At 39.7% G+C, this 12,338-nt stretch carries 14 protein-coding genes and 1 other RNA gene; 6 read left to right on the forward strand and 9 right to left on the reverse strand.

Translation table 11 applies throughout. From position 1 onward, the window contains the following. A partial coding sequence (locus tag IWX76_RS11440) for an IS3 family transposase (protein ID WP_196860073.1) occupies positions 1-781 on the forward strand: 781 nt, incomplete at its 5' end. Positions 782-1,119: 338 nt separating this feature from the next. On the opposite strand, the gene IWX76_RS11445 is transcribed toward IWX76_RS11440, so the two are convergent. Together IWX76_RS11445 and IWX76_RS11450 are read right to left on the reverse strand one after the other, a co-directional pair. Next, positions 1,120-1,650: a ferritin gene (locus IWX76_RS11445; protein ID WP_196860074.1), complete on the reverse strand. Its 531-nt coding sequence runs from the start codon at positions 1,648-1,650 to the stop codon at positions 1,120-1,122. A 98-nt stretch (positions 1,651-1,748) separates the two neighbouring features. Continuing rightward, positions 1,749-2,114 carry a hypothetical protein gene (locus IWX76_RS11450; RefSeq protein ID WP_196860075.1) on the reverse strand — a complete coding sequence of 122 codons (366 nt, stop codon included), beginning with the start codon at positions 2,112-2,114 and terminating at the stop codon, positions 1,749-1,751. 121 nt (positions 2,115-2,235) lie between these two features. On the opposite strand from IWX76_RS11450, the gene IWX76_RS11455 reads away from it, so the two are divergent. Next, on the forward strand, positions 2,236-2,697 hold the full coding sequence (locus IWX76_RS11455; RefSeq protein ID WP_196860076.1) for a DUF4268 domain-containing protein: 462 nt from the start codon (positions 2,236-2,238) through the stop codon (positions 2,695-2,697). On the opposite strand, the gene IWX76_RS11460 is transcribed toward IWX76_RS11455, so the two are convergent. From IWX76_RS11460 to IWX76_RS11470, 3 genes are all read right to left on the reverse strand, one after another. Then, positions 2,690-2,959, reverse strand: coding sequence for a hypothetical protein (locus IWX76_RS11460; RefSeq protein WP_196860077.1), 270 nt, complete (start codon positions 2,957-2,959; stop codon positions 2,690-2,692). The two genes, IWX76_RS11455 and IWX76_RS11460, sit on opposite strands and share 8 nt — an antisense overlap. 67 nt (positions 2,960-3,026) lie before the next feature. Then, entirely contained in the window at positions 3,027-3,611 is a 585-nt protein-coding gene (locus tag IWX76_RS11465) for a DUF4142 domain-containing protein (RefSeq protein WP_196860078.1), read from the reverse strand. Positions 3,612-3,737: 126 nt separating this feature from the next. Continuing rightward, on the reverse strand, positions 3,738-4,742 hold the full coding sequence (locus tag IWX76_RS11470) for a beta-ketoacyl-ACP synthase III (RefSeq protein ID WP_196860079.1): 1,005 nt from the start codon (positions 4,740-4,742) through the stop codon (positions 3,738-3,740). 99 nt (positions 4,743-4,841) lie between these two features. On the opposite strand from IWX76_RS11470, the gene IWX76_RS11475 reads away from it, so the two are divergent. The 4 genes from IWX76_RS11475 (at position 4,842) to IWX76_RS11490 (ending at position 7,819) form a co-directional block, all read left to right on the forward strand. Continuing rightward, positions 4,842-5,489, forward strand: a complete 648-nt coding sequence (locus IWX76_RS11475; protein WP_196860080.1) for an SCO family protein — start codon at positions 4,842-4,844, stop codon at positions 5,487-5,489. A gap of 3 nt (positions 5,490-5,492) precedes the next feature. Continuing rightward, the gene (locus tag IWX76_RS11480; RefSeq protein ID WP_196860081.1) at positions 5,493-5,915 is read left to right on the forward strand and encodes a c-type cytochrome; all 423 of its coding nucleotides are present in this window, start codon (positions 5,493-5,495) and stop codon (positions 5,913-5,915) included. Between the two features lie 25 nt (positions 5,916-5,940). Continuing rightward, positions 5,941-6,346, forward strand: an RNA gene (gene rnpB / locus IWX76_RS11485) — RNase P RNA component class A. A 66-nt stretch (positions 6,347-6,412) separates the two neighbouring features. Then, the gene (locus IWX76_RS11490; RefSeq protein ID WP_196860082.1) at positions 6,413-7,819 is read left to right on the forward strand and encodes a sigma-54-dependent transcriptional regulator; all 1,407 of its coding nucleotides are present in this window, start codon (positions 6,413-6,415) and stop codon (positions 7,817-7,819) included. A gap of 60 nt (positions 7,820-7,879) precedes the next feature. On the opposite strand, the gene IWX76_RS11495 is transcribed toward IWX76_RS11490, so the two are convergent. The 4 genes from IWX76_RS11495 to IWX76_RS11510 all read right to left on the reverse strand — a co-directional run bounded on the left by IWX76_RS11495 (position 7,880) and on the right by IWX76_RS11510 (position 12,336). Continuing rightward, entirely contained in the window at positions 7,880-9,667 is a 1,788-nt protein-coding gene (locus tag IWX76_RS11495) for a chloride channel protein (protein ID WP_196860083.1), read from the reverse strand. Positions 9,668-9,678: 11 nt separating this feature from the next. Next, positions 9,679-10,401, reverse strand: coding sequence for an RluA family pseudouridine synthase (locus IWX76_RS11500; protein ID WP_196860084.1), 723 nt, complete (start codon positions 10,399-10,401; stop codon positions 9,679-9,681). Between the two features lie 29 nt (positions 10,402-10,430). Further along, entirely contained in the window at positions 10,431-11,120 is a 690-nt protein-coding gene (locus IWX76_RS11505) for a response regulator transcription factor (protein WP_196860085.1), read from the reverse strand. A gap of 106 nt (positions 11,121-11,226) precedes the next feature. Further along, entirely contained in the window at positions 11,227-12,336 is a 1,110-nt protein-coding gene (locus tag IWX76_RS11510; RefSeq protein ID WP_196860086.1) for a redoxin domain-containing protein, read from the reverse strand. Positions 12,337-12,338: the final 2 nt, after the last annotated feature.

The raw sequence follows: 12,338 nt of genomic DNA on the forward strand, positions 1-12,338 counted from the left end.
GAGTACATTCTATTATTATTCGAAGAATGCGAGGCAAAAAGATAAATATGAACAAGTTAAGGTTCAAATCAACAGGGTATATCATGCTCATAAGGGCCGCTTTGGCTATCGCCGCATCACCCTGAGGCTCAAAAGAGATGGAATCCTCATTAACCATAAGACCGTGTGTAGATTGATGGGAGAAATGAAGTTAAAGAGCCTGATTAGGGTAAAGAAATACAGATCTTACCGAGGTAGGTTAGGAAAAATTGCTCCAAATATTCTTGACAGAAACTTCAATGCTGCCGCACCGATGCAAAAATGGGCCACAGATGTTACAGAATTCAAAGTCAAAGGAGACAAACTATATCTTTCCCCAATCATTGATCTGTTTAATCAGGAAATCATTAGCTATGAACTAACTGACACACCGGTTTTCAAAGGCGTAATGGACATGCTCAAAAAAGCGCTACCCCAGGTGAAGAATACTGCACAACTGGTATTACATTCTGATCAGGGATGGCAATATCAAATGCGAAAGTATCAGCAAATACTAAAAGCAAATGGAATTACACAGAGTATGTCTAGAAAAGGAAATTGTTTGGACAATGCAGTAATTGAAAACTTCTTCGGAACATTAAAATCCGAGCTATTTTATTTAAATAAATATGAATCGACAGATCAGTTGAAAAAAGATATAGCTGAGTATATCTGCTACTACAACATGGAACGTATAAAATTGAATTTAAATGGAATGAGCCCGATGGAATATCGGGCTCATTATAACAAATCTAATAATTAAATTTGTCTAAACTTTTGGGGGCAGTCCATAATTCCAGCTTCAGCTTTTTTGTTTTAAGGAGAACTATTTTAGTTTCTTTACTATACCAATGTAGTGTTTAATCTATTTCAAAAAAACGCACTTATACGTATGCCAGAAAGGCTTAGATCAGGCAAGTGGACAGTTTTTACACCTTTTGCCTTTTTTATACTTTTCACAGCAGAACTTTTTTTTCTTCTTTTTATCGTCCTTTTTGCTGTTTTTGTGTTCTTTATCTGAATGTTTACCCAATGTCTGGTTGTTTAAATTAGGGCTGCTAGTTTCGAAAACCAGCAGCCTGATAAAACCAGGTTAGTGGTTTAATCTTCGCTGGTATAACTGATTCTACCAACATGTTTATCTATTTGCCATCTACCGGTTCCTTCTTCACCAATCACGTCAAACAATTCTAGTGCTCTTCTCGCTTTGTATTCTTCTTCTCTTTGTTCTTTAAAGAACCAGTTTAAGAATTCAACCGTGATGTAATCCTGCTCTTTATGACAACGTGCAGCAATATTTTTTATCGATTGCGTAATATTGATTTCCTGTTCCAAAGCTTCTTCAAAAACTTCACGAAAGGAGTTATATTCACCTTTAATATTCATGACTTCCGGAGAGGTGGCATTTCCGCCCATATCCAGAATATATTTAAAAAACTTAAGTTGGTGGGCTCTCTCTTCCTCGGCTTGTTTAAAAAAATAATCTGCAGAATTGTCAAATCCGTTACGATCGCACCACGAAGCCATAGAAAGGTATATTGACGATGAATGTGCTTCTTTTTTTACTTGTTGATTTAAAAGCATCTCTACATCAGCAGAGATTAAGCTTTTATGACGAATGATATCTTTCATAGCCTTGAGTTTAATTGTATGATTTTAACAACTCAAAAATAGTGCTATAATTTACATTAACCAACGTTATATGCTATATGGAAAGAGTCTAATGCCAGTTAAGCCGGGATTCTATACAGGCAATCGTGCAACATCTGATTTAAATGTAACATTGTAAAAGTCCCATCCAGTAACTCCTGAAATGCAATGATTTCCATAATCGACAGGATATAGAAATGATCGCAGGCACAAATAAATACAATCTCCAGGTCGGCAGCAGGCTCACTATTCAGTAATAAACCAGCTACATCAAAGTTTGCAACCACTTTTTTTAATTTCAACAGACAACGGTAATCGAATCGTGCTAATTTACCGCCAAAGTCAATATACCAGCAATTCTCAGCATCGGATTGGTATACACTGCCTTTTTTTGTACTGAATACTTCGGCGAAAGAAGGTGAAATAACTGTCGTTGATTGGTGCATGAAGTAATGATTTAAAACAAAGATTGTTATTATTTGGAATTAATCCAAATTAATCTGAAAAGTATTCCTTACCGATAATTCCTTAATTTTGAAACTTCATATCTACCCAAAACTTGCGCCTTTGTATTCAAAAGAACAAACTTCTGCCTTAAAACAAGCCTTTTGGACCGCCTTTGGTCAATATATGTCGTTGTCGCTTTCGGCAGACGGACAAAAAATAAACTGGATTAATTATAAGACAGGCCTTAAACATTTGAATTTTAAAATGCAGGCCGAGCAACGCTCTGCTTACATGGCCATTGAAATGACACATCCCGATCCAGGTATCCAAATGTTAATGTTTGAACAGTTTAAAGAATTTAAGGTGATGTTGGAAGGCGCACTGGGTGAAGAATGGGATTGGCAAATGCAGGTACAAAATGAGCACTACAAAACCGTAAGCCGAATTTATAAGGAAATTCCACAAGTTAGTGTGTTTAAACAGGAAGATTGGCCAACGTTAATATCGTTTTTTAAACCGAGAATCATTGCCTTAGACGAATTCTGGAATGACGCACAATATAGTTTTGACCTTTTTAAATAATTTTTGGGTTATATGCACCACCGTCGCGGTCGTTTTTATAATTGAGCGCATCATCGTTGGCAACTTCTTCATCAGTTAATGGACCATCATGTTCCAGATCGCCATCGGCCTCCTCTTCAGGTGTTGAAGGTGTACTGGGCTCAAAACCCGGATCTACTGCTGGATTTTCAAATTCTTCAGCATCATCATTGGTAATAGGTTTCTTTGGGAGTTGGTTAGGATCAGGTGTTTGCGTTTCTCCTGGTTGATTTACGTGTGCCATGATTGTATAGGTTAAGTCAACGTTGTATCAAACATGATGCCCTGTTCAGGCATCATGTTTCCATTATTTATTTTAAGGATGCTTGTATGCCAACAGCAGTTTTATGATGTGCTTGCAGCACTGGTAGTGTTTTAGCGGCAAACTTGCTAATGTTAATGTCACTGTTTTTAGCTGCCAGCTTAAAGAGATCAATTGTTTTCACATGATCGTCTACCATCATCTTCATATAATGTTTATCGAAAGCATCGCCAGTAAGTTTTTTCATTTCCTCCACATGGGCTTTGTCTTTCTCCGGATAGCCAGTAGGTAAGGTCACATCACGGCTTTGAGCAAGTTTTTTCAATTCTACATTGGCCTTGGTGTGGTCGTTAACCATCATGGCTCCAAATTCTTTGACTTTTGGATGGCTGGCTTTTTCCTGCGCCAACTTACCTAATTCCACTTCCATCATTCCGCCAATAGCCGCTTTTTGCATAAAGGAGGCCGTATCATTGTTATGCATACCCGTAGAATCGGCCATAGCCATTTCTGCAGAATCAATCATCGTGGTCGCCAGAGAATCAGGGTCGTTACTCGTACTGCTCGTATTCTCGCAAGCCTGAAAGGCACAAGCACCGAGAACTAGTGCAGATATTAAAAATTTACTTTTCATAGCATAAGGTTTTGGTTAGCAGTTAAACAAGCTAATAAATGCTTTGTTTAAATAAAATCTGCTCCAAAACCTTATTGCGTATTCCAGTACATATGCTTGTGTAAGGCTACACAAGCACGTCGCAGGTTATTGTCCGCGTAGTTTACCCCAGACTAAATAAGAAGCACCCCATGAAAAACCAGCACCAAATGCCGTAAGCATCACTTTATCCCCTACCTTGAAATCATCTTTATAATCCCATAAACATAAAGGAATTGTCGCCGCTGTGGTGTTACCATAACGATCAATATTAATTTTTACGCGCTCAATCGGGATATCCAAAATATCTCCTACGGATTGAATGATTCTCAAATTCGCCTGGTGTGGCACTAACCAGTTGATGTCGTCAGCCACCAGGTCATTTCTTCTGAATACTTCTTTACAGGTTTGGGTCATCCCCTCTATGGCAGCTTTAAAAACAACACGACCATTCTGTGAAATGTAATTTTGTTTATTGGTTACCGTTTCCATAGACGACGGGTTCTTTGAACCTCCTGCCTGTACAATTAGTTGTTCTTTACCACTACCATCGGTTCTGAACACATTGTCTATCAACCCAAAATCTTCTGTGGTCTGCTCCAGCAATACGGCACCCGCACCATCACCAAATAGTATACAGGTATTCCTGTCTTCATAATTAATAATCGCACTATTTTTATCTGCACCGATGACAATCACATTGGTATAGCGACCACTTTCAATTAAACTGGCACCTAAAGTCAGGGCATACAGAAAACCACTGCAGGCTGCATTTGAATCCACACCCCAGGCATTGGTTAAACCTGCTTTCTCACAAACTACACTAGCCGTCGACACCATGATGTAATCAGGTGTAGAAGTGGCGACAATAACACATTCAACAGCAGCTTTGTCTAATCCGGCATTGGCTAATAAGCGCTCAACCGCAATTACGGCCAGGTCTGAAGTAGCAATATTTTTGTCTATAGCAATGTGTCTTTCTTTAATTCCTGTGCGGGAAACGATCCATTCACTATTTGTATCCACCATTTCTTCCAGAGCATGGTTGGTTAAAATATGGTCAGGTACGTACCCCCCTAAAGCGGTAATCCCGGCATTATATCTTGTTCTCATTAATTATATTAAATTCTTGACGCCAAAATTAACAAAATTTACAGCTACGTTACACTTTATTTTATATGAAATGTACCTTTGCAACTAGTCCTATTCATTATGAAACACTTCAATAAGCTTGCTGTTCTACTTTTTTCAAGCGCTTTACTCCTTACATCCTGCAAAAACGATAAAAAGCTTCCAATTTATGGGAATAGAGATGTAGAAACTGTGAAACATGCTGATGGTACAACCACCATTGATTCGGTTTATCAGACCATTCCAGCCTTTCAGTTTCTAAATCAGGATAGTGTAAATATCACTAACGACAATTTTAAGAATAAAATATATATTGCCGATTTCTTTTTTACTTCCTGCACGAGCATCTGCCCTATAATGCACCGTAACATGAAGCTTATATTTGATCAGTATAAAGATAATCCTGAAATTATGTTCTTATCGCATACCATCGATTTCAAATATGACACGCCATCGAAGCTTAAAAAATACGCGCAAAAACTAGGTGTTGATGGTGATAAATGGCAGTTTGCTTATGGCCCTAAAGCTGATATATATGGCATTGCTGCCGATTACCTGGTCGCTGTTGGCGAAGATTCCACCAATAAAGATGGATATGTACACCAGGGATGGTTTATTCTGATCGATAAAGACAAAAGAATCAGGGGTGCTTACGAAGGTACCGATGACACCGCAGTTGCACAATTGGCTAAAGATTTACCCATCTTGTTAGCAGAATACAAAAAGTAGATCATGCGCAGAAAATTACTTCTTGGCATTTTTGCAGTCACCCTGACGGCCATCATCTATTCTTGCCAGTCGGCTCAGCAGCTGGAACAGGATCGTTATTATGTTAATGGCCGCGATATTTATCTCGCCCATTGTCAGAACTGCCATGGTGCTAAAGGCGAAGGACTGGGTGAACTGGCTCCGCCGTTAACCGACACTGTCTTTTTAAAAGAAAATAAAACACAATTAGCAGGTTATATTAAATATGGACTCGAAGGCCCTATTACTGTTGGAGGCAAAGTGTATAATGAAAAAATGCCCGCTGAAGATACCATGGCCGATATCGACATCGCCCAACTGATCGTTTACATCACCAATAACTTTGGAAATAAACAAGGCATGTATAGTACCGAACAAGTGGCTGCCGACCTAAAAAACTACAAATAGGAACGTTTTTGCTATCTTTGAAAAAAATGCAAGCCGATCTATCGCTTGCTGATTCATTTATATTGACTTGTTCAATGGTAAAGGTAAGCAGCAAGAGGAAAGTCCGGGCAACACAGGGCATCTCGCTTCCTAACGGGAAGAGGTTTAGGATTGAAAACCTAAATTATGGAAAGTGCCGCAGAAAATACACCGCCGATGGCTTAGGCACAGGTAAGGTTGAAATCGTGAGGTAAGAGCTCACGAATACTCCGGGCGACCGGAGCATTGGTAAACCCCGGGAGTTGAAAGACCAAATAGGCTAACGCATGTAGGGCTGCCCGTCCGATGTTAGTGGGTAGGTCGTTAGAGATAAATGGCAACATTTATAGTAGATTAATGATAGATACTCCAGAAATGGAATACAGAACCCGGCTTACAGGCTTGCATTTTTTTTATTTACCAGCAATATTCGTAAATAGTAATATATTAGTATCCGATAAAAATATTTAGCATAACCTATGGCAAAATTATTAATAATTGATGACGAGCGGGCGATAAGAAGCACCTTGCGGGAAATCTTGGAATATGAAAACTACGAGGTTGATGATATTGATAATGGCGTTGAAGGGCTTGAACTAATAAAAAAGAAAAAGTTTGATCTCGTGTTATGCGATATCAAAATGAATAGAATGGATGGTATGGAAGTGCTGGAACAAGCATTAGCCTACAGTCCTGATCTTCCTTTTATCATGATCTCTGGTCATGGCACCGTAGAAACTGCTATCGAAGCCAGTAAAAAAGGTGCCTTTGACTTTATCTCCAAACCACCGGATTTAAACCGCCTGCTAATCACCGTTAGAAATGCCCTGGATCGTGGTAACCTGGTTACAGAAACCAAAGTATTAAAACGTAAGGTCAGCAAAACCAGAGATATCCTGGGAAGCTCTGAATGCATCAGCAAAATTAAAGAAACAATTGAGCGTGTTGCACCAACCGAAGCCCGTGTGCTGGTTACCGGTGCCAACGGTAGTGGTAAAGAACTGGTTGCACGCTGGTTACATGAAAAATCATACCGTGCCGACGCCCCACTTATCGAAGTAAATTGCGCAGCCATCCCATCAGAATTAATTGAAAGCGAACTTTTCGGTCACGAAAAAGGTTCCTTTACTTCTGCAGTAAAACAACGTATTGGTAAATTTGAACTTGCAAATGGCGGAACGCTGTTTCTTGATGAAATTGGCGACATGAGTCTTTCCGCACAAGCCAAGGTACTCCGTGCCCTGCAAGAACACAAAATAACCCGTGTGGGTGGCGAAAAGGAGTTTGAAGTAAACGTAAGGGTCATTGCGGCAACCAATAAAGATTTAATGAAAGAGATTGAAGATGGTAATTTCCGTATGGATTTATACCACCGTTTAAACGTCATTAACATTCACGTGCCGCATTTAACGGAACGTATAGAAGATATTCCGGTCATCGCACAGAGTTTCCTGGAAGAAATTTGCAAAGAATATGGCATGCCGATTAAAAAAATCAGTGATGCAGGTGTTGTAGCTTTACAGCGTTTACCATGGACAGGTAATGTCCGGGAGCTACATAACATGATTGAACGTTTAATTATTTTAAGCGATAAGGTGATCACGGAACATGATGTGGCTGCTTTTGCCAACCCAGGTGGTGGCACCAATATCGGTTCGGCCAATAGTTCACAAATTGTAGCCAGCCTTGCTCCTACGGCACTGGATTACGATAGGTTCAGTAATTTCCAGGATTACAAGGACTATGCGGAACGTGAGTACATTAAATTTAAACTGGAGAAGAATAATTGGAATGTATCTAAAACCGCCGACGACATTGATATTCAACGAAGTCATCTATATAGTAAAATTGAAAAGTTCGGCTTAAAACGAACAACAGAATCATAAATGTCTAAAAAAGGCAGGTTTCTTTAAGAAATCTGCCTTTTTTTATACCGGTAACTTTAGTTATTCCATGTAATCGGCTTGCCGGTTTAACAAAGCTCTGTATTTATTGAAGATTGCGGTTTTGGAAACAAAACCGATAAACGTTCCGTGCTCATTGACCACAGGTAATACCCAAACATTTTCTGCTTCCATTTTAGCAAGCACCTTTTTTAAGGGATCATCTAGCTGAATCACATCAGGTGCAGCATGCATCAAACGGGAAATCGGACTTGCCTTCGCGGCTGCATCTGTGGCTAACTTAAAGATATCTTCCATATAGACCAGGCCCTTTAAACTGTCCTCATCATTTACCACAGGAAACAGGTTGCGTTTAGATTGCATCATGTCAGTAAGTCGGTCAGACAAAATCTCTCCTTCTTTCAATACCAGGTGATCCTTTTCGATCAGGTAACGAAGTTTCATCATATTAAGCACGGTAGTGTCCTTGTCTTCATGCGATAGCAGGCTGCCGCTCTCTGCAAGGGATTTGGTATGAATGGAATATTTACTGGAACTGCGGCTAATGAAATAAGATACGGCCGAAGCTATCATCAAGGGTACCATTAAGATATATCCACCCGTGATTTCAGCAATTAAAAAGATACCGGTTAATGGGGCATGCATAATGCCACTGAGGGCAGCAGCCATCCCGGCGACAATAAAATTCACCACATTCAACTCCGCAATACCTAAAGTATTCACCGTATAGGCAAAGATAAAGCCCATCAGGCCACCCATGATTAAACTTGGGGCAAACACCCCGCCATTACCACCGGCACTTAGCGTAATGAGTGTAGCAAATGATTTAGCAAAAATGGTAACCACCGTAAAAAGGATAATAACAAAAGGTAAATTGGTATAATCGGCAAAAATACTGTTACCTACGATCGATTCATAGTTACCGCTAAGTAAACTTCGCATGGTGACATAACCTTCGCCATAAAGGGTCGGAAATAAAAACACAAGGATACCCAGGAATAAGCCACCTACCACTACTTTTTTGTAAGGATGATCAATTTTACGGAAATAGTTTTTAACAAGATAGTTGACCTTGGTGAAATAAATGGAAAACAAACCTACCAATACCGCTAGTATCACATAATAAGGAACAGCACTTACTACCCAGCCTTCAGTGACTAAAATAAAAAGCTGCTCTGAATAAAATAACCGAGCAACTACTGCTGCTGTGGCGGCCGATAACAGAAGCGGGATAAATGCTGGAATGGTAAATTCTGGCAACAGAATTTCTATGGCGAACACAATGCCTGCTATAGGGCTATTGAATGCACCGGCTATACCAGCGGCAGCACCACAAGCCAAAAGCATGGTAATTTCCCGATAAGATAGTCCTAAAAAACGTCCTACGGAAGATCCAATGGCAGAGCCACTGGTTACAATTGGCGATTCAATACCTACAGAACCACCAAAACCTACGGTTAAGGCCGCAGTGATGATCTGAGAATAAGCGTTATGCGGTTCAACGTTACTGGATTTTTTAGCAATGGTAAACAACACCGGACTGAGGCCTGTTTCGAACTTACCCTTACGGATAAACCTGCGGGTATACATCACTGAAAGCAGGATACCAATAAATGGGAAAAAGAAGTACAGGTAGTACTTATAATGCCATTGAAAACCGGTCTGTAAAAACTGTTCAATATGGTGGGTTAAGCTTTTTAGTAAAGCTGCAGCACACCCTGCAAGAATTCCCACCACCAAAGCCGCAATAACTAAAAAGTTCCGGTTAGATATTTTCGTTCTTCTGTACTGATTTAGTGCGTCGATATAACGAAGGAACCTTTCATCCATGAACGATTAATTTAACTATCGAATTTATCTAAAAGCTTAATTAAAGTAGCAAAATCTTTAGGATATGGGGCATCGATTAAAATGTCCTGCTCATCCATACCTTTAAAGGTAAGGAACCTGGCATGTAGTGCAAAACGTTTCATGATGGGTTGCTCCTCATCATCCTTCGCAATGCGGTAATTTTTTTTGAGTGCCGATAAATATACCGGTTTACCTTTATACATGTGGTCGCCACAGATAGAGGCACGCTGTGTAGCCAGGTGTATCCTGATCTGATGCATCCTGCCCGTTACGGGTTTACACTCCACCAGCGTATAATGTTTATAGTATTTAAGGGAATTGAAATAGGTTTCAGCACGTTTCCCTTCCATCCTGTCGATGGTAACATTCTTATTGCCATCATTTAAAATAGGGAGGTCAACAAAAAGATCATTAAAGGTAAACTGCCCGTCAACTACTGCATGGTAAACTTTGTTCACCTTGCGTCGTTCAAACTGCATAGAAGCATGTCGATAGGCCTCCGGAGTTTTTGCAATTAAAATGGCGCCACTGGTTTCTTTATCTAACCTGTGGCACACTTGTGCATCGTCACTGTATTGTTTGGCCAGGCGCAGGATGTTTACTTCGCCGGATCCGCCGCGCTCATCAAGTGATGCAACGAAAGGCGGTTTGTTGACAACGATAAAATCGTCGTTTTCAAATATAATGAGGTCTTTAAAATTTGGATATTTCAATGGCTATCGTGTTCTTAGCTGCAAAAGTACTAAGAAAGTTCGAATTTATACCCCACGCCTTTCACGGTAGAGACATAATTCTCCCCTAATTTCTCCCTTAATTTACGGATATGGACATCAATCGTACGATTAGTCACCACCACAGAATCTTCCCAGATGTTTTTCAAAATGGATTCGCGGGTATATACTTTTCCAGGTTTTGATGCCAGCAGGTATAACAACTCAAATTCTTTTTTAGCTAACACTACCTTATTTCCACTCTGGAATACCAGGTAAGCTTCGCGGTCAATCACCAGGTCGCCAATTTCTACTTTGTTTTCCGATACCTCGTTGCTGCTGCCGTTTCTACGTAAAATAGCATTGATGCGACTAACCAGGGCACGTGGTTTAATGGGTTTAGCAATATAATCATCTGCACCAACGTTAAAACCGGCTATTTCAGAGTACTCTTCACTCCTTGCGGTTAAAAATACCATAAATGTATTTTTAAACTCCGGAATGGCACGCATTAAACGACAAGCTTCAATTCCATCCATTTTTGGCATCATGATATCCAGGATCACCAAATCAGGATGCACCTTTTTAGCCACTGCAATTCCGTCTTGACCATTACTTGCCACAAAAACCTGGTATCCTTCTTTTTTTAGATTATACTCCACTAACTCTAAAATATCAGGTTCATCATCAACAATAAGGATCTTCTGTTTGGCTACGCTCATATCTTTAAATTATTTATTACGAAACTACTCATTTTAAAATACGGCAAGGTTAACATCAAGTTACGAAATTGTTAAGTCGTATTATACAGTTAACAACTAACTCACCTTAATTTAAGGTCTTTGCTAAAAAGGCATCCAATTCTTCAGCCCTAAGGTTCTTCGCAATGATTTTACCCTGAGGGTCAATTAGAAAGGAGGTAGGAATGGCTTCAATCTGGTATTGTTTAACTACAGGACCTTCAAAATCCATTAACTCACCAGCATGTGACCAGGTTAACTGATCCGTATTGATGGCCTTTTCCCATGCTACTTTGTCTTTATCCAAAGAGATTCCAAACACAGTGAAATTTTTATTTTTATAAGTATTGTATGCCTTAACGATGTTAGGGTTTTCCTGACGACAAGGCTGGCACCAGGAGGCCCAGAAGTCTAATAATACATATTTCCCTTTAAAATCTGCCAGGCTCATTTTCTTTCCATTTAGGCCATTGATTTCAAAAGCCGGTGCAGGCTGACCAACTTGTACAGTTTTTAAGTTCGCCATACGTACTAAAAATTCTGTTACAGCAGGGTTATTATTAAACTTACTTTTAATCTGATCAGCATAGGCTACCATTTCCTCTTCGTATTCTGAGGGATTCAATAAGTTGATGGCATAAAATCCTGCCAGAGAACCGCTGTTGTCTTTCGCAAACTTCATGATCTCCTGGTTAAGGTTCTCAATTTCTTTTGTGTATTGCGGACGGATGTTTTCCATAATGGCATCCCTTTTATCAGGGTTTTCAGCTACCTGCTCGTCAAACTTGCGCTGTACTGCATCAATTTTGGCCATATACTTGTTTTTGGTCACATTGAGTGTTTCCAGCTTTTCGGCATCTTCTGCACCTGCCAAACTGTATTTCATGGTCGGGTCGCTCAGGTCGGCACTCAGCTTAATATCATCGCCATTTTTAGCTATAATCATGTATTCATTGTTTCCAATAGATACTTTAAAAAAGTTTGGATCTTCTGATGGATAGTTAAACAGGAAATCGCCCTTATCTGATAATACGGTCGAATCTACTGCTGTAGGGTCTGCCTTATCTAAGGCGAATAAATACACTTTGCTTTGTGGTGTGGAATTTTCGAACTTCCCGTTAATCACAAACTTATTATTGTCTTTACATGCAACAAAGGCCATACTGGCCACAATAACATAGGCTAATTTCTTGATCATAT

Source organism: Pedobacter sp. CAN_A7, from assembly GCF_015752175.1.
GTDB lineage: Bacteria > Bacteroidota > Bacteroidia > Sphingobacteriales > Sphingobacteriaceae > Pedobacter.